This is a genomic window from Tsukamurella sp. M9C, from assembly GCF_020169415.1.
Classification (GTDB): domain Bacteria; phylum Actinomycetota; class Actinomycetes; order Mycobacteriales; family Mycobacteriaceae; genus Tsukamurella.
In genome coordinates this window covers 14,218-31,562 of record NZ_JAIULG010000014.1, presented here as the reverse complement: position 1 = coordinate 31,562, position 17,345 = coordinate 14,218, and the positions used below count along the sequence as shown (strand labels likewise).

Annotated in this window: 14 protein-coding genes; 10 read left to right on the top strand and 4 right to left on the bottom strand. The window is 71.5% G+C overall.

The genetic code is table 11. The features are described from left to right. Position 1: 1 nt before the first annotated feature. Positions 2-1,585 (top strand): GTPase domain-containing protein, encoded by a 1,584-nt coding sequence (locus LB823_RS09325; protein ID WP_224646682.1) that lies wholly within the window; start codon positions 2-4, stop codon positions 1,583-1,585. A gap of 547 nt (positions 1,586-2,132) precedes the next feature. Here the strand turns inward: LB823_RS09325 and LB823_RS09320 are convergent. After that, positions 2,133-3,056 (bottom strand): intradiol ring-cleavage dioxygenase, encoded by a 924-nt coding sequence (locus LB823_RS09320; protein ID WP_224646680.1) that lies wholly within the window; start codon positions 3,054-3,056, stop codon positions 2,133-2,135. A 150-nt stretch (positions 3,057-3,206) separates the two neighbouring features. Here LB823_RS09320 and LB823_RS09315 point away from each other — a divergent pair, with 150 nt between their 5' ends. From LB823_RS09315 to LB823_RS09275, 9 genes are all read left to right on the top strand, one after another. Further along, entirely contained in the window at positions 3,207-3,881 is a 675-nt protein-coding gene (locus tag LB823_RS09315; protein ID WP_224646678.1) for a hypothetical protein, read from the top strand. A 63-nt stretch (positions 3,882-3,944) separates the two neighbouring features. After that, on the top strand, positions 3,945-5,600 hold the full coding sequence (locus tag LB823_RS09310) for a long-chain fatty acid--CoA ligase (RefSeq protein ID WP_224646676.1): 1,656 nt from the start codon (positions 3,945-3,947) through the stop codon (positions 5,598-5,600). 59 nt (positions 5,601-5,659) lie between these two features. After that, the gene (locus LB823_RS24020; RefSeq protein WP_224646674.1) at positions 5,660-6,865 is read left to right on the top strand and encodes a MucR family transcriptional regulator; all 1,206 of its coding nucleotides are present in this window, start codon (positions 5,660-5,662) and stop codon (positions 6,863-6,865) included. Positions 6,866-6,930: 65 nt separating this feature from the next. Continuing rightward, positions 6,931-7,281 carry a hypothetical protein gene (locus tag LB823_RS09300; protein WP_224646672.1) on the top strand — a complete coding sequence of 117 codons (351 nt, stop codon included), beginning with the start codon at positions 6,931-6,933 and terminating at the stop codon, positions 7,279-7,281. Positions 7,282-7,335: 54 nt separating this feature from the next. Beyond that, positions 7,336-9,339 carry an excinuclease ABC subunit UvrC gene (gene uvrC, locus LB823_RS09295; RefSeq protein WP_224646670.1) on the top strand — a complete coding sequence of 668 codons (2,004 nt, stop codon included), beginning with the start codon at positions 7,336-7,338 and terminating at the stop codon, positions 9,337-9,339. Then, positions 9,336-10,403 (top strand): SLC13 family permease, encoded by a 1,068-nt coding sequence (locus LB823_RS09290; protein ID WP_224646669.1) that lies wholly within the window; start codon positions 9,336-9,338, stop codon positions 10,401-10,403. The genes uvrC and LB823_RS09290 overlap by 4 nt, the downstream gene beginning before the upstream one ends. A gap of 112 nt (positions 10,404-10,515) precedes the next feature. After that, positions 10,516-11,556, top strand: a complete 1,041-nt coding sequence (locus LB823_RS09285) for an iron ABC transporter substrate-binding protein (protein ID WP_224646725.1) — start codon at positions 10,516-10,518, stop codon at positions 11,554-11,556. Then, positions 11,553-13,082: an ABC transporter permease gene (locus LB823_RS09280; protein ID WP_374201303.1), complete on the top strand. Its 1,530-nt coding sequence runs from the start codon at positions 11,553-11,555 to the stop codon at positions 13,080-13,082. The genes LB823_RS09285 and LB823_RS09280 overlap by 4 nt, the downstream gene beginning before the upstream one ends. Continuing rightward, positions 13,079-14,140, top strand: coding sequence for an ABC transporter ATP-binding protein (locus LB823_RS09275; RefSeq protein WP_224646665.1), 1,062 nt, complete (start codon positions 13,079-13,081; stop codon positions 14,138-14,140). The genes LB823_RS09280 and LB823_RS09275 overlap by 4 nt, the downstream gene beginning before the upstream one ends. On the opposite strand, the gene LB823_RS09270 is transcribed toward LB823_RS09275, so the two are convergent. The 3 genes from LB823_RS09270 to LB823_RS09260 all read right to left on the bottom strand — a co-directional run bounded on the left by LB823_RS09270 (position 14,131) and on the right by LB823_RS09260 (position 17,303). After that, complete coding sequence (locus LB823_RS09270; protein WP_224646663.1) at positions 14,131-14,715, bottom strand: hypothetical protein; 585 nt, start codon at positions 14,713-14,715, stop codon at positions 14,131-14,133. The two genes, LB823_RS09275 and LB823_RS09270, sit on opposite strands and share 10 nt — an antisense overlap. A 66-nt stretch (positions 14,716-14,781) precedes the next feature. Further along, the gene (gene ggt, locus LB823_RS09265) at positions 14,782-16,755 is read right to left on the bottom strand and encodes a gamma-glutamyltransferase (RefSeq protein ID WP_224646662.1); all 1,974 of its coding nucleotides are present in this window, start codon (positions 16,753-16,755) and stop codon (positions 14,782-14,784) included. 74 nt (positions 16,756-16,829) lie between these two features. Continuing rightward, the gene (locus tag LB823_RS09260; protein WP_224646661.1) at positions 16,830-17,303 is read right to left on the bottom strand and encodes a M15 family metallopeptidase; all 474 of its coding nucleotides are present in this window, start codon (positions 17,301-17,303) and stop codon (positions 16,830-16,832) included. Between the last annotated feature and the right edge of the window lie 42 nt (positions 17,304-17,345).

The following is a 17,345-nucleotide window of genomic DNA, read 5'->3' as shown; positions in this document are numbered from 1 at the left end:
GATGAATATCGAACATGCGAAACAGTGGTACGAGGAAGCGGCCGAGGACGGCTCTGCCGTTGAGGAATGGGTGGCGTTCATCGGCGATCCGCGGCCCGTCGTCACGGTCCTTGGTTCGTACGACGTGGGTAAGAGCAGCCTCGTCCGCCGCCTTCTGGTCGACGCGGGCGTGGACGTGCCCGACTGGCTCACCATCAGCGCCCGGCACGAGACCTTCGATGTCAACGAGGCGGGAGTGCACGGCATTAGGCTGCGGGACACGCCTGGACTTGCCGTGGGAGCAGGTGACGCACGGGGCCTGTCGAACTCCGCGCACGCGCTGGCCTCGTCCATGGCCACTGATGTGCTGGTGGTCGTCCTGACGCCGCAGCTGGCCACAGGTGAGCTCGACGTGCTGCGGACGATTCTGGCCCGAGGGTGGGATCCGGGAACTCTCTGGTTCGTCATCTCGCGTTTCGACGAGGCCGGTGTGGATCCGGAGACGGATCCTGCCGGCTACAGCGACCTTGCGGACAGAAAACGGGCCGAGCTGCGAGCCGCGTTCGCCCTTGCAGAGGACGTGCCCGTCTTCGTAGTCGCTGCGGACGGATTCCAGTACGCCGCCAGCGAGCACGACCCGGACCCGGCTGTATGGGAGTCCAACCGAGCATGGGACGGAATGGGAGACCTTTCGGCCGCACTCGACGGAATCGTGGACGAGAGCACGAGCCTGCGTGGATCCGCCGCGGACAGGTACTGGCGAACGATCGTTCGTGGCGTGTGCGACGACATCGCAACACAACTCCCGGACATGGAGTCGGCGGCGGCGCAAGCACTCCTCGTCGAACAGGCCACCCAGGCCTGGCGCGAGGAGCTCGAGCACCTCGATGCAGCGGCGAAGGCCAGCCTGCGTGGCATTCTGGCGGTATCAGCACGCGACGGCTACACCTCGAGCCCGGAGTCTTGGAGCAATGTGGGGCCGGCCCTTTCGCAGTCCGTGGACTCGTGGATTACGCAGGAAACCGGTGAGCTCGACCGTCTCGCGAACGACGTCAATCGCAGCGCGCGGACCGAACGTCAGAGTCCGAACTGGCAGAAGCTCGATGAACTTGTTTCGGCGGCAATCGATTACGAGGTCGACGATGTTGAGACGCCTGAGCTGCACGAGAAGTTGAGGCGGTATGCGCCGTACGTCGTGCAAGCTGTCGTTGTCGGCGTTCCCTTGATCACGCACCTCCGTTCCACCGGGCTCGACGGAATCGGTGACCTGGAAAAGTTCGTTGCGGCGCAAGCGGGTCGTGTCGGGAAGGTGAACGCCGGGGCGGACTTCGTCATCGATCGGGTGGCCCCACTGGTCGAGGAAGCATTGATCAACCACGCTCAGGCGCGGGCCGAGGCGACTGCGTGGCGCGGACATGTCGATTCCTTCATCGAGAAGGTCCACGAGATTGCTCTCCAGCAATGGGAGGCGCGCGTCTCCGAGACTGCAGAACTGATCGAAGTCGCGGGCGGTGGACAGGCCCAGCTCGCCGACGGCCTCCGTGCTGCCCTGGAAGATGCACGCGAGAGGTGCGCGGCAGGGAGGGGGCTCCTCCGCCCCGAGTGAGGTGCGTACCGCGGACGCCCACCACCCGGCGGCGGCCCGGACGTGCTCACGGCTTGCGGGGCAGTCCGGTATCCACCCCGAACGAGCAGGGAGATGCGATAGCCGGACGACACGTCGCCGGTCACGGGTCGCTATCTGGTGCGCTGCACCGTCCACGATGTCGGAGGCCAGTGACACCCGGCTGAGCGTCCGCCCGGACGACTCGTACCGGCGGTCGCGTAATCGGCGACACGCACGTTCTTCGGAACGCCAGCGACGACGTGGAGATGGCTTCGTGGAATTGGTGATTGTTCGTATCGTCGACCGCGCGATCACCCCGAGTCGAGTAGTTCACGACGAAAGCCGGTGATACAGAAGGGAAAGAGAGGCATCGTTCGAGTGCATCGGTGATGACTTCGAGGTGCACAACAGCTTCGCCGGCCGGCAGATCGCGAGCATCGACGGCGAGCTCGAGGTGCCCGAAGGGGTGAGCCTCGCTGAGCCGGTCCCAGTCGTCCGTCCTGTCGGGCTTCCAGGCTTTCGGTGAGCGCGGATCAGACGGTGACGACTACCTCGGGCGCCCATTGATCGGCGGTTGCCCGGGAATGGAGCCACTGCCCGGAGCGGTCCGCGTATCCACGCCCACCGGCAAGGACGAGCGGTAGCCGGCCCGTACGTCACCGGTGACGGTGGCCAATTGGTGCTCGGCGCCGTCCTCGCGGAAGACGCTGTCGGAGGCCAGCGACACGCGGCTCATCGTCCGCACGGAGGATTCGTACCCGGACGTGGCGTAGACGGCGTCGCAGACATCCTCAGGGAAGGCCAGCTGCGAGGTCGCGATCGCGCTCTCCGCGTCGGTGATGCCCGCCCGGTCGCGGTAGACCTCGAAGTGGACGTGCGGCCACCGGCCCTCGTAGCAGGCGGGGAAGACGCTGGTGAAGCGCACGACGCCGGCATCGTCGGCGATCTGCACGCCCCGCAAGTAGTTCTGGTCCGTCGCGCCCGCGGTGTACAGCGAATAGCGGCCCTCCCGGTCGCAGTGCCACACGTACACGGCGGCGCCGGCGAAGGGCGCACCGTCGCGCGCGAGATCGCGCACCGTCAGCTCGAGGGTGATCGGCACGCCGTCCGCGGTTCCGGACATCGCGCCGAAGCTCGACCGGATGTCGCTGCGCACCACCCTGTCGACCTCCAGCACATCGGGCCCGTTCGACCCGTCGCCCGGGTACGGGCCCGCGGTCTCCTCGGGGATCTCGGCGAGTGTGGACGGTGTCGTCGTCGGCCCCGCCGTGGACGAGGACGCCGCCATGGAGGTCGACGGTCCGCTCTGCGTGCCTTTCCCGCACGCCGCCAGCCCGATCCCGGCGGCGCCGATCCCGAGCGCGGCGAGCATCCGCCGTCGGGTCGTCACCGTCCCGAGGTCGAAACGCAGCCCCTGGTCGACGACGTCCTCGTGCGGGCGGGGCAGGGGACGTCCCTCATAGGTGCGCATGACGGTCCTTCCGGCGGAGTCGGCCTCCGCGACGAAATGAACGGTATCGGCCGATTCGCGCACCCGCCGTGGAGTTCGCTGTGAGGTCGCTGGGAACGAGGAACTGTCAGTGCCCCGCGCTACCGTTCGGGCATCGTCGAAGGGGGCACGATGACGGACCTGGAGCCACTGCTCACCGCGCAGATCGTCCCGCCCGAGCGGGCGGCGGACTACCTGCGCGCCATGGACATCGAGGTCGAGGACCTGTACGCCGCCGTGACGGCGGGGGAGCGCGCAGCCGATGCACTCGACCACTTCGCCCCGCCCATGGCGCCGGGCTTCGTGCGCTGGGTCGAACTCGTCGCGGAGCTGCGCCGGCGGCTCGCGGCGACGGGACGATGGTTCCCGGACAACAGGCGCGGCCAGCCCACAAGCCGCCACATCGCCAGCCGCCGCACGCTCACGGTGATGAGCGGCGACGCGGCCACCGGCAGCGCCGGGGCCCTACACGGACCGCACGTCGTCCGCCGCAAGGGGATGGCCACCGCCGACTCCTTCCGGCCCGACGAGGTGCTGTTCCCGCTCTCGGCCCTCCGCCCCGCGGCCCGGTCCGACGGTGCGCTCGCCGGCACCTGGGTGCTCCTCTACTGCGACGACGGCGCCGCGGTGCACCTGGAGGTCTCCCAGCCGACCGGCTTCGACGAGGACGCGGGGCAGTTCACGGGCTGGACGGTGCGGGTCCTCCTCGACGACTGGCGCCCGGGCGACCGGCGGGGCCTGGAATCGGGACTCGAGTCGGGGCTCGGCGCCGCGACGGACCTGCAACTGTTCCGGGCGGTCGCCTGAGCCGTCCCCGTGAGCTGGCCGAAACCGGGCCGCGCACCGTCGGACATGCGGTACGCATGCCCTATGACCGAGCGGATCCTGCCCCTGGCCTCCACGATGCAAGACGAGCACCTGTCCCTGGCGACGCTGCTCCGCCACGCCACCACCTGGTACGCGGACGCCGGCGAGGTCGCCACGTGGACACCCGAGAAGACCACCCGGATGAGCTTCGGCGAGCTGGGGCGCGAGGCCGCGCGGCTCGCGAACGCGCTGACGGCGCTGGGCGTCGTCCCGGGCGACCGCGTCGGCACCTTCCAGTGGAACAACAACGAGCACATGACGGCGTACGTCGCGATCCCCGCGATGGGCAGCGTCCTGCACACCATCAACATCCGGCTCTTCCCGGACCAGATCACCTACATCGCCAACCACGCCGCCGACCGCGTGATCATCACCGACGGCAGCCTGATTCCGCAGCTCAACGCCGCGATCGGCGGCATGACCACCATCGAGCACGTGATCGTGGTGGACGGGCACAAGGACGAGGTGGAGGCGCCGTCGGGCGTCCAGCTGCACGACTACCGCGACCTGCTCGACGCGCAGGCCGACGAGTACGACTGGCCCGAGATCGACGAACGCGCGGCGGCGGCCGCCTGCTACACCTCGGGCACCACCGGCGACCCCAAGGGCGTCATGTACAGCCACCGCAGCATCTGGCTCCACTCCACCGCGGTGTGCGCGAGCTACGGCCTCGGCATGGGCCCGAACGACACCGTGCTGCCGATCGTGCCGATGTTCCACGCCATGAGCTGGGGCACGCCGTTCGGGGCGCTCATGTCGGGCGCCTCGCTGATCCTGCCGGACCGCTACCTGCAGCCCGAGCCGATGACCCGCCTCCTCGCCGAGGAGAGGCCGACCATCTCCGCCGCGGTGCCGGCGGTGTGGATCGGCATCGTCAACCACCTGGACGCGCATCCCCAGGACATCAGCCACCTGCGGCACATCGCGTGCGGCGGGTCGGCGGTCCCGCTGAGCCTCGCGAAGGCCCTCGACCGGCACGGCGTGCAGGTGGTCCAGGCCTGGGGCATGACGGAGACCTCGCCGCTCGCGAGCATCGCGTGGCCGCCGCGCGGCGTGACGGGCGAGGAGGCCTGGGCCTACCGGAACACGCAGGGCAGGTTCTTCCCGGGCGTCCAGGGCCGTCTGGTCGACGACCTCGGCGAGGTCGTCCCGGCGGGCGGGGAGCAGGGCGAGGTGCAGGTCCGCGGGCCCTGGGTCACCGGCAGCTACTACAGCCCGGAGGGGTCCGAGCCCGTCGGCGCCGACAAGTTCGAGGGCGGCTGGCTGCGCACCGGCGACATCGGCAAGCTCACCGCGGACGGCTACGTGACCCTCGTCGACCGCTCGAAGGACGTCATCAAGTCCGGCGGCGAGTGGATCAGCTCGGTCGAGCTCGAGAACGAGGTGATGGCGCACCCGGCGGTGCTCGAGGCGGTGGCGATCGGCGTGCCCGACCCCAAGTGGGACGAGCGGCCGCTGGTGGCGGTCGTGCTCCAGCCGGGCGCCGAGGTCACCATCGCTGAGCTGCAGGAACACCTCGGCGGAAAGTTCGCGAAGTGGCAGATCCCCGACAACTGGGCCTTCATCGCGGAGGTCCCGAAGACCTCCGTGGGCAAGTTCGACAAGAAGGTCCTGCGCGCGCAGCACGCCGCCGGAGATCTTTCCGTCGTCCACGAATAAGGAACCGCACGGGCGTGTCAGAACATCTGGGGTTGACACGATGATGCATTCTGAAAGGCGTGCCCGAGCAGTCTCACGATCCGCGCTGGGTCGCCGCTGCTAATTGGGCGGCGGCCGGCGGCTTCGGCGTGGGCGCGATCGCGCAGCGCGAAGGAGTCACCCGGATCGATGCTCTGCTGGCCATCGCCGACGAGTGGATGAGGTTCCCCGACCTGTTCACCCGGCCGCCCGCCACCGTGCCGCCGGTCGGTGTGGAGCAGTGCCCCGAGTGCGGGATCTGGTTCTCGGACGTCGAGGCGCACCGGGTCGTGCACCGGCGGGGCCGCCAGCGCTCCACAACGCCCCGCCCTCGGCGCGCGAACCGGCAGCGGACCGTCGACCCGGCGCGGCAGAGCGGTCGACCCATACGTCCACGTGCCTCTCCGAGCGCCCTGGAAGGCTCGCTGGAGGCCCCGCCGCCGGGGCGGGGAGTCCCGTTGACCGAGCTGCCCCCGGACGCGCCCTGGGGCAGTTGGGCCGAGGCGGCCAACTGGGCCGCCGCCAACGGCCTCGGGCCGAGCCGGCTCGCGGACCGCGTGGGTACCGACGCCGCGTCGGTGACGGTCGCGATCATCGACGCGTGGAGCCACGACCCGACGGCGTTCACCGTGCCCTCCGCCGTCAACGCCCCCGGCGGGGCGCTCAAACAGTGCCCGGCGTGCGGACTGTGGTTCGCGAGCGTCGACAACCACGTCGCGGCGCACGGTCGGATCAGCGGGCGGCGACGGGGCTCGACCCGCACGCAGGCGCGGTGGGGAGCCCGGACCGAGCACGACGGGCACGCCGCCCCGCGCACCGCCTTCGAGCACGCGATGGAGCGCGAGGGGCTGCTCGACCACTACCTCGAACTGCGCCGATGCGTCCTCGGGCACCTGAGCCCGCCGCAGTTCCGCTCCCGCATCGATGCCACGGACCAGCGGGTCGCCGAGCTCTTGGAACGGATGCCGGCGCACGGCGACTACGCCGACGCCCTCGGCGACCTGCTGCGCTCCCGCTCGGGACGGCTGGAGGACGATGGCGACCGGGTGCAGTGCCACCTGTGCGGCTTATGGATGGCGATGCTCGTCCCGCACCTCGGGGTGCACGACATCGACGCGGAGGCCTACCGCCGCCGGTTCGGCCTGGCCGCCGACGACCCGCTCGCCTCGCGCAGCATGGTCCCGCGGCGTCCCCGCGCGCCCCGTCGTCCTGCCGGGAGCGCGGTCGAGCCCACGGTGACCGCCTGACGAGTCCCAGCGAACGCCCAGGTCGTCCCCCGCTCGCGCGCAGGACGGGCGGTCACGCTTCTCGTATGACCACGATGAAGAAGATGATCGGATCCACGCTCCTGGGTGCCACCGCGATCGGCGGCCTCGCCACCGTCGGCGCCGGCGCCGCGGCCGCAACGCCGAGCCCCGGCCAGCCCGGTGCCCCGGGTGTCGGGCAGGGCGCGCGCCCCGCCGCGAAGCCCGCGCCGAAGCCGGCCGCCTGGCCGGCGCCCAACCAGGTGCCCCGCCAGGTCGCACCGCGGCCGAACGGGCAGAACCCGAACTGGCGGCCCGGCCCGGTGTACCGCCAAGGCGCCTGGCACACCCCGGTCTGGGACCAGGGCCGCAACCACTGGGGCTTCTGGCTCGGGCCGATCTGGATCCCCATCGGCTGACCCTGCGCCCCGCCCGCACCCGAACCTGTCGGCCACCCGTCCTAATCTGGACGGGTGGCCGATCCGCAGAGTTACCGTCCCGCACCGGGCACCATCCCCACGCAGCCCGGCGTGTACAAGTTCCGGGACAAGCACGGCCGCGTCATCTACGTCGGCAAGGCGAAGTCGCTGCGCAGCCGCCTCAACTCCTACTTCGCCGACGTCTTCGGCCTGCACCCGCGGACCTACCAGATGGTCACCACCGCCGCGTCCGTCGAATGGACCGTGGTGGGCACCGAGGTCGAGGCGCTGCAGCTCGAATACAACTGGATCAAGGAGTTCGACCCGCAGTTCAACGTCCGCTACCGGGACGACAAGACGTACCCGATGCTCGCGGTCACCCTCAACGAGGAGTACCCGCGGCTGTACGTCTACCGCGGCCCCCGGCGCAAGGGCGTGCGCTACTTCGGCCCCTACAGCCACGCCTGGGCCATCCGCGAGACCCTCGACCTGCTCCTGCGGGTCTTCCCCGCCCGCACCTGCTCGGCGGGGGTCTTCAAGCGGCACAACCAGATGGGCCGCCCGTGCCTGCTGGGCTACATCGACAAGTGCTCGGCGCCGTGCGTCGGGCGGGTCACCGCCGCGGAGCACCGGCAGATCGTCGAGGACTTCTGCGACTTCCTCGCCGGCAAGACCGACAACCTCGTCAAGCAGCTCGAGAACGACATGCTGGCCGCCAGCGAGGACCTGGACTTCGAGCGCGCCGCGCGGCTGCGCGACGACGTGGCGGCCCTGCGCAAGGCCGTCGAGAAGCAGGCCGTGGTGCTCGGCGACGGCACCGACGCCGATGTCATCGCCTTCTCCGCCGATGAGCTCGAGGCCGCCGTCCAGATCTTCCACGTCCGCGGCGGCCGGGTCCGCGGCCAGCGCGGCTGGGTCGTCGAGAAGCCGGGCGACGCGGAGCAGAACGAGCACGCCGAGCTGCTGGAGCAGTTCGTCACCCAGTTCTACGGCGAGGAGGTCGAGCGCGCCGAGCAGTCGGGCGACGGCGCGGTCAATCCCGTGCCGCGCGAGGTCCTCGTGCCGGTGCTGCCGGACGATGCGGACGAGCTGCAGGACTGGCTGTCGGGGCTCCGCGGCGCTCGGGTGTCCTTGCGCATCCCTCAGCGCGGCGACAAGCGCACCCTCATGGAGACGGTGGAGCGCAACGCCGTCGAGGCGCTGCACCAGCACAAGCTCAAGCGCTCGGGCGACCTCACGGCCCGCTCGGCGGCGCTGCAGGGCCTGCAGGACGCGCTGGACCTCGACGAGGCGCCGCTGCGCATCGAGTGCGTCGACATCAGCCACATCCAGGGCTCCGACGTGGTGGCCTCCCTCGTGGTCTTCGAGGACGGCCTGGCGAAGAAGTCCGACTACCGGCACTACGGGATCAAGGAGGCCGCGGGCGACGGCCACAGCGACGACGTCGCGTCCATCGCCGAGGTCACCCGTCGCCGCTTCCTGCGCCACCGCGCGGACGCCCGGCAGACCGAGGACGCCGGCGGCGCGGAGGCAGGGCAGCAGGGCGACGACAACGGGGGAGACCTCGCCCCGGAGGCCGCGCTCGACCCGCAGACGGGGCGCCCGCGCCGGTTCGCGTACCCGCCCAACCTCTTCGTGGTCGACGGTGGCGCGCCGCAGGCCGCCGCCGCGCAGGAGGTGCTGGACGAGCTGGGCGTGACCGACGTGGCGGTGGTGGGCCTCGCGAAGCGGCTCGAGGAGGTGTGGGTCCCCGGCGACGAGGACCCGGTGATCCTTCCCCGCAGCTCGGATGCGCTGTTCCTGCTGCAGCGTGTGCGCGACGAGGCGCACCGGTTCGCCATCTCCTTCCACCGCAGCAAGCGGTCCAAGCGGATGACCGCGAGCGCGCTCGACGCGATCCCCGGCCTCGGCGACACCCGCAAGACCGCGCTGCTGCAGCACTTCGGCTCGGTGACCAAGCTCCGCGAGGCCAGCCTCGAGGAGATCGTGGAGGTGCCCGGGATCGGGATGACCACCGCCCGCACCGTGCTCGACGGCCTGCGCACCGACGGCGCGTGAACGCGGCCGACGTGGCGGCGCAGGTCGCGCCCGTTCTCGTCTTCCTCCTCGCGATCACCGTGGTCGCCGAGATCGCGCAGCTGGCAGGGGTGTTCGACGCCCTCGGCGTGCTCGCGGCGCGCCTCGGCCGGGGCCGGGTGCCGCTCATGTGGCTGTGCACGGTCGCGGCCGCCTGCGCGGCGACGATCGTGCTGAGCCTCGACACCACCGCGGTGCTGCTGACACCCGTCGTGCTGGCCGCGGCGTCGCGACTCGGGCTGGCGCCCCTGCCCTTCGCGATGACCACGGTCTGGCTCGCGAACACGGCGTCGTTGCTGCTGCCGGTCTCGAACCTCACCAACCTGCTCGCCGTCTACCACCTCGAGGGCGGCGTGCGGGCGTACGTCGCGCTGTCGTGGCGGCCCGCGCTGGCGGCGATCGCGGTCACCGTCGTCGTGCTGTGGCTGCTGCACCGCCGGGACCTGCGCGGCCGGTACGAGATCCCCGACTTCGAGGCGCCCGCCGATCGGGTCCTGTTCGGCGTCGCCGCGGCCGTCTGCCTCGCCCTGGGGCCGGCCTTCGCGCTCGGTGTCCCGCCCGCCGCGGCGTCGACGGTGGCCGCGCTCGTCCTGGCCGGCACGGTGGCCGTTCGCGCGCCGCAGCGGCTCCGCGAGATCGTGGTGCCGTGGCGGATGGTGCTGATCCTGGCGGCCGTCTTCGCCGGGGTGCAGGTGCTCCTCGCGGTGGGCCTCGAGGGTGTTCTGCGCGACGTCGCGGGGGCGGGCACGGCACCGTCGGACCTGCTGCGGGTGGCGGGCGTCGGGGCCCTGGCCGCGAACGGAGTGAACAACCTGCCCGCGTACCTGGCCCTCGAACCGGTCGCCGCCGGCGATCCCGTACGCCTCATGGCGCTGCTCATCGGCGTGGGAGTGGCGCCGATCGTGACGCTGTGGGCCTCGCTGGCGACGCTGCTCTGGCGGGAGCGGTGCGCCCGCGCGGGAGTGCGGATCCCCGCCCGCCGGTTCGCGTTCCACGGCCTGCTGCTCGCCGTTCCCGCGACTGTCGCCGCGGTCCTGGTTCTCTGACGCGTCAGGTATGTCCGGTTGCTCCCCATCTCGGCGGGCTTAGTGTAGCGTCGCCTTACTCTCGCCCGTCGTGAGTGATTTCGTTGCTCAAGAAAAGGATTCGACGATGTCGTTGCGCAAGCGCTCCACTCTGGCCGCCGCCCTGGTGGCGGTGGCCTCCCTCACGATCACGGCCTGCGGGTCGAGCGGCGACGGTGCGGCACCGTCGAGCTCGGGCCCGGCGGGCGGCGAGCTGACGCTCTACAACGCCCAGCACGACACCCTCGCCAAGGAGTGGGTGGAGAAGTTCACCGCGGAGACCGGCATCAAGGTCACGATCCGCCAGGGCAAGGATTCCGAACTGGCGCAGCAGATCATCGCCGAGGGCGAGCGCTCGCCCGCCGACGTCTTCCTCACCGAGAACTCGCCCGCGATGACCCAGGTCGAGAACAAGGGCCTGTTCGCCGACGTCGACCCGGCGACGCTCGCGCAGGTGAACAACGGCCTCAGGCCGTCCACGGGCAAGTGGACGGGGATCGCGGCCCGGTCGACGGTGCTCGTCTACGACAAGCGCAAGGTGACGCCCGAGCAGCTCCCGAAGTCGATGGCCGACCTCGCGACGCCGGAGTGGAAGGGCCGCTGGAGCGCGTCGCCGTCCGGCGCGGACTTCCAGGCGATCGTCTCGGCCTACCTGCAGCTCAAGGGCGAGCAGGCCACGAAGGACTGGCTGAAGGCGATGAAGGAGAACGCCAAGGAGTACAAGGGCAACGGCGCCGCGATGAAGGCCGTCAACGCCGGCGAGGTCGACACCGCCCTCATCTACCACTACTACTTCTACGGCGACCAGGCGAAGACCGGCGAGAACTCCGGCAACGTGGGCACCCACTACTTCAAGAACCAGGACCCGGGTGCCTTCGTCTCGATCTCCGGCGGCGGCGTGCTGAAGTCGTCGAAGAAGCAGGCGCAGGCCCAGCAGCTGCTCAAGTTCATCACCTCCAAGGCGGGCCAGGAGGTGCTCGAGAAGGGCACGTCCTTCGAGTACCCGGTGGCCTCCGGCTTCCCGGCCAACGCGAAGCTCGTCCCGATGGCGGATCTGCAGGCGCCGACCGTCGACCCGGCCACCCTCAACGGCCCGCAGGTCGTGACCCTGATGACCGAGGCGGGCCTGCTCTGAGGCTGCTCACCCTCGCGGCCGCCGCCATCGCGGCGGTCGCGGCGGTGCCGCTGGGCTTCGTCGTCTACACGACGATCGACACCGGCTGGGCGGAATCCGTCCGGCTCGTCTTCCGGCCCCGCGTCGCCGAGCTCCTCATCAACACCGTGCTTCTCACGGTGATCGCGGTGCCGCTCAGCGTGATCCTCGGCGTCGGCGGCGCCTGGCTGGTCGAGCGGACCACGCTCTGGGGCCGCCGGGCGTGGTCGCTGCTCCTTGCGGCGCCGCTCGCGATCCCCGCGTTCGTCGGCAGCTACGGCTGGGTCTCGGCGATCCCGTCGCTCGGCGGACTGTGGTCGGGCGTGCTGATCGCGGTGCTGTTCTACTACCCGCTCGTCTACATCCCGGTCGCGGCGGCGCTGAGCCGGCTCGACCCCGCGCTCGAGGAGTCCGCCGCCGCGCTCGGCCTCGGGCGGTGGGCGGTGTTCGTCCGGGTCGTCCTCCCGCAGTTGCGGCTCGCCGCCCTGGGCGGCGCGGTGCTCGTGGCGCTGCACCTGCTCGCCGAGTACGGCGCCTTCGCGATGATCCGGTTCGACACCTTCACCACCGCGATCATGGTCCAGTACCAGTCGACCTTCAACGGGGCCGCGGGGTCGATGCTCGCCGGGGTGTTGGCGCTGCTGTGCCTGCTCCTGCTCGTCGCCGAGGTCGCCGCCCGCGGCCGCGCCAGGTACGCCCGGGTGGGGTCGGGCGCGGTCGCGACGCCGGAGCGGATCCCGTTGGGCGGCTACCAGGCCGGCGCACAGGTCGCGCTCCTGGCGCTCGTCGGGGCCGCCCTCGGGCTCCCGCTGTGGTTCGTCGTCCGCTGGACCGTGCGCGGGGCCGCGCAGACGGTGCCGGCCGACCTCCTCGAGGCGCTCGGCACGTCGCTCGGCTACGGCGCGGCGACCGCCGTCCTCACCGTCGCCGCCGCCTTCCCGCTCGCGTACCTCGCCGTGCGCCGGCCGAACCGCATCACCCGGACACTCGAGGCCTCGACCTACGTCAGCAGCGCGATGCCCGGCATCGTCATCGGCCTGGCGCTGGTCACCGTCTCGATCCGGGCGGTACCGGACCTGTACCAGAGCGCGACGGTGCTGATCCTCGCCTACGTGCTGCTCTTCCTGCCGCGCGCCGCCGTGGGCCTGCGGGCGGGCCTGGCCCAGGCGCCGGTCTCGCTGGAGGAGGCGGCCCGCGCCCTCGGCGCGCCGCCCCCGATCGCCTTCGCGCGCATCACCCTCCGCCTCACCGCGCCCGCGTCGGCGGCGGGCGCGGCCCTCGTCTTCCTCGCCGTCACCAACGAACTGACGGCGACGCTGATCCTGGCGCCCAACGGAACCCGCACCCTCGCGACCGAGTTCTGGGCGCGCAGCAGCGAGATCGACTATCCCGGCGCCGCGCCCTACGCCATGGCGATGGTGCTCCTGTCGCTGCCCACCACCTACCTGCTGTTCCGCCAGTCCCGACGGGCCGCCGGACGCACCACCCGGACGAGAGGAGCCGCATGAGCGCCGAACTCGCCCTGCGCGGGCTCACCAAGCGCTACGGCGCCGACACCGTGCTGCGGGACGTCGACCTGACGGTGGCGGCGGGCTCGATCACCGCCGTCGTCGGGCCCTCCGGTTCCGGGAAGACGACGCTGCTCCGGCTCGTCGCGGGCTTCGCCCGGCCCGACGCCGGGAGCGTCCGGCTCGGCGACCGCGACCTCGCCTCGGACGCCGCGTGGGTCGCCGCGCACCGGCGGGGCGTCGGCTACGTCGCGCAGGACGGCGCGCTGTTCCCGCACCTCTCGGTCGCGCGCAACATCGCCTTCGGTCTCGGTGCCTCGCTGCCCGTGCGGCGGCGGGCCGCGGCCGGACGCGTCGCCGAGCTGCTGGAGACGGTCTCGCTGGATCCAATACTGGCCCAGCGGTATCCGCACGAGCTGTCCGGCGGCCAGCAGCAGCGCGTGGCGCTGGCGCGGGCACTGGCCGGGGCGCCGCGGATCATGCTCCTGGACGAATCCTTCTCCGCCCTCGACGCGGGCCTACGGGTCGCGACCCGCGCCGCCGTCGCCGAGGTGCTCGGCGCGGCCGGCATCACGACGGTGCTCGTCACCCACGACCAGTCCGAGGCCCTCTCCTTCGCCGACCAGGTCGCGGTGCTCCGCGGCGGTGCCCTGGAACAGGTCGGTCCGCCGGCGCGGGTCTACGCGCGGCCCGCCTCCGAGTCCGTCGCGCGGTTCCTCGGCGACGTCGTCGTGCTCGACGGTGCGCTCGACGGCCCCGCCGCCGAGACGGTGCTGGGACGGATCCCCGTCGCCGGGACCGACGGTGCCGCCCCGCGCGGGTCAGTGCCACTCCTGTTGCGCCCCGAGCAGATCCGGATCGCGGGGGAGGGTGTGCCCGCCACCGTCATCCGGGTCGAGTTCTTCGGTCCGGACGCCACCGTGGGGCTGCGCCTCGCCGACGGGACGAGCATCGAGATCCGGCACCCCAGTACCGAGCTGCCCGCGCCCGGCGACGAGGTGCGGCTGCAGGTGGTGGGGGAGGCCGTGATCCTCGAATCGCCCGCGGCTCAGCGGTAGACGAGGAGCGGCACCGTCGCCGGATCGATGTTGTCCGCGGAGTACGGACCTTCGTAGCAGTACCCGAGGCGATCGAGGATGGCGTTCTCGGTGATCCAGCCGAAATCGTCGTCCTCACCGTGGAGGTCGCGTTCGAACGGCAGCCTTCCGCCCTCGTCGACGATCACCCCGTCGTCACTCGAGCCGGCGAACGACCGGATCAGTTCTCCGCCGCGCCAGGCGGCGAAGCATCCCATGTCGACGACGGAATGGAGTACGAACACGTCCGCGTCGTAGTCGTCGATCAGCGCCACGCCCCAGCCCTCGACGGTCTGCTCGAACCAGGACAACACGTCGTCGCTGGCGACGATGACGAGGTCGCCGTAGACCGCCACCGCGATCTCGCCGTCCTTGGGGTAGACGTCGACAGAGAGATCGCCTGTCCGGTGCGATCGACGCGATCGGCCCCAGGAACGCTTGCCGAGGACCGCAGTCGCCAGGGCGTCGCTCGCGTCGACGTCCAGCGGCGGCAGGTTCCGAAGCCTTTCCGCCGGATCGGATCGGCACGCGACGACGAAGTTGCACTTCATTCCCATGCCGAGATCGTAGGCGCGGTGCCTTGCGTGGCGCTTGGACCGGGCCAGTGAGCTCCGGGGGTCGGATCAGCTGCCGCCGAGCACGACCCCCTCGCGGCGCGGATCGACGCCGCCCGCGTAGACGTCGCCTTGCTTGACGATCGCGGAGAGCCCCGACACCTGTGGCGCGAGGTTGAGCTGGTGGCCGAGCGCCTGGAGCTGCTCGACGACCTTGCGCCCCTCGTCGGTGTTCAGCGTCGGGTGCGCGCTGTCCACGTTCGTCTTCGCCGTGTTCGCCGCGCCGAAGTTCGCGACGCCGACGGCCTGCTGCGGGTTCAACTTCCAGTCGGTGAGGCCGATGATCGTCTTGATCACGTACTGGATGATGACCGCGCCGCCGGGGGAGCCCAGCGCGCCGATCGCGTCGCCGCGCGCACCGTCCGCGCCGCGGCCGAACAGGATCGTCGGCGACATCGAGCTGCGCGGGCGCTTGTTCGGCTGCACCCGGTTCGCCACCGGCAGGCCCGCGGAATCGGCGGGCTCCGCGGAGAAGTCGGTGAGTTGGTTGTTCAGCAGGAAGCCGTCGACCATGTGGTACGAGCCGAAGGCCGACTCGATCGTGGTGGTCATGGACGCGACGTTGCCGGCCTTGTCGAGCACCGTGATGTGGCTGGTGCCGTGTTCGGGTGTCGTCGTGACGCCGGGTGTGGCGGTGGCGAACTCGCCGGGCTTCGCGGTGCCCATGGTCTTGTTCCGGTCGATGAGCTTGGCGCGGCCCTCGAGATAGGCGGGATCCACCAGAGCGGCGGGGGAGCCGCCGGGCAGCGGGATGAAGTCGGGATCGGCGATGTACTTGTCGCGGTCCGCGTAGGCGAGGCGCTCGGCCTCGGAGATCAAGTGGATGGCCTCCGCGGTGGGGATGCCGCCGTCGGGTCCGGGGTCGCCGCCGTGCACCGCGTCGGGCCCGAGCTTCGACAGGTCGAAGGAGTTGAGGATGCCGAGCGCCTGCGCCACGGTGATCCCGCCCGACGAGGGTGCGGGCATGCCGCACAGCTCGCGGTCGCGATAGGGCGTGCACACCGCCTCGCGGGTCTTCACGGCGTACTGCTCGAGGTCCTGCACGGTCATCGTCCCGGCCGTGCGGCCGCCGGTGGTGTCGCGCACGGAGGCGACGATCGCCTCGGCGATCGGCCCGGTGTAGAAGGCCTTGGCGCCCTCGGAGGCGATGGCGCCCAGGGTCTTCGCGTACGCCGGGTTGGTGAGCTTGACGCCGGCCTTCTTCGGCGCACCGTCGGGCTCGAGGAAGTAGGCCCGGAGGTCGGCGTCGTTGGCGAAGTTCTTCGCCTCGTCGGCGATCGCGCCGGCGAGGCGCGGGCTGATCTCGAAGCCGTCGTCGGCGATCCTCACCGCCGGGTCGAAGAGCTCGCGCCACGTCTTGCTGCCGTGCTCGCCGTGGACGGCCTCCAGCAGGCGCAGCGCGCCGGGGACGCCGATCGCGCGGCCGGACGACCGGGCGTCGGGCTTGGGTGCCGTCCGGTCCTCGGGGGAGACCCACCGGAGGTAGTTCTCGTCGGCGCTCGCGGGCGCCGTCTCGCGGCCGTCGTACGCCTGCACCTTCTTCGACTTCGCGTCGTAGTACAGCAGGAACGCGCCGCCGGCGATGCCGGAGGACTGCGGCTCGACGAGGCCGAGCACCGTCTGCGCCGCCACGAGCGCATCGGCCGCGCTGCCGCCCTGCTCGAGCACCTCGCACGCCGCCTTCGTGGCGATCGGGTTCGCGGTGGCGACGCCGTAGTCCTTGGTGTGCGTGACGGGCAGGCCGGACCGGTACCCGGACGCGCCCTCCGGATTGGTGCTGATGTCGCGCGGCCCGGTCGGCGACGCCGTGGCCGAGGGGCGGTACATCGTGCCCGTCGGACTGGTGGCGTCGCATCCGCCCGCCGCGATGGTCACGGACGACGGTCCGCCGGAGGGGCCACCGTCCGATCCGGACGTCCCGCACGCGGTGAGCGTGAGGGGAATGACGAATGCGGCCGCAGCCGCCGACCTGAGACGGAGCATGACGTCCTCCACGAGAATCGGGTCATCGAAACCTAACACCGGCCCGTGAGCCGCGCGAAGGGTTCGGCGAGACGTCAGCGGTAGGAGGCGTCGGGCACCGTCGGCGGGCAGGCTCCGCCCGGGGAGGCGACGAGTTCGAAGTGCCACCACTCGTTGTCGAAGGTGCGGCACAGGCCCCACCGGTTCCCGTTCGCCTGCAGCCACGCGGCGCCCTGCCACGGGCCGACGTCGACCGCCTCGCCGCCGACGTGCGTGGACTCGGCGGGCGGGAGCACCCAGCGGCGCGCGGCCGCGGGCGAGCCGTAGCGGGCGAGGCCGTCCTCCCACAGCCACTGCTGCTGGTCCCACGAGCGCTTGCCCGACGTGATGCTGAGCACCACTCCGTTCGCGGCGGCGGCGCGGTACGCCGCCGAGTAGGCCTCCGCGAGGGCCGGATCGAGGCCCGCGGTGCCGGGCACCGTGTCCGCCGACGCCGCGGGAGCCACCAGCACGGACGCCGCGACGGCGAGGGCCGCGGCGGTCACGGAGGCGGTACGGGAGACGGACACGACGATGACTCTAGGCGGTCGGCGATCCCGGCGAACGGGCCG

Coding starts and splice junctions, on each gene's coding strand:
- LB823_RS09315 (WP_224646678.1), top strand. CDS start 3,207: ATGACGGACCTGGAGCCACTGCTCACCGCGCAGATCGTCCCGCCCGAG.
- LB823_RS09270 (WP_224646663.1), bottom strand. CDS start 14,715: ATGGGAATGAAGTGCAACTTCGTCGTCGCGTGCCGATCCGATCCGGCG.
- LB823_RS09320 (WP_224646680.1), bottom strand. CDS start 3,056: ATGCGCACCTATGAGGGACGTCCCCTGCCCCGCCCGCACGAGGACGTC.
- LB823_RS09325 (WP_224646682.1), top strand. CDS start 2: ATGAATATCGAACATGCGAAACAGTGGTACGAGGAAGCGGCCGAGGAC.
- ggt (WP_224646662.1), bottom strand. CDS start 16,755: ATGCTCCGTCTCAGGTCGGCGGCTGCGGCCGCATTCGTCATTCCCCTC.
- LB823_RS09275 (WP_224646665.1), top strand. CDS start 13,079: ATGAGCGCCGAACTCGCCCTGCGCGGGCTCACCAAGCGCTACGGCGCC.
- LB823_RS09300 (WP_224646672.1), top strand. CDS start 6,931: ATGACCACGATGAAGAAGATGATCGGATCCACGCTCCTGGGTGCCACC.
- LB823_RS09310 (WP_224646676.1), top strand. CDS start 3,945: ATGACCGAGCGGATCCTGCCCCTGGCCTCCACGATGCAAGACGAGCAC.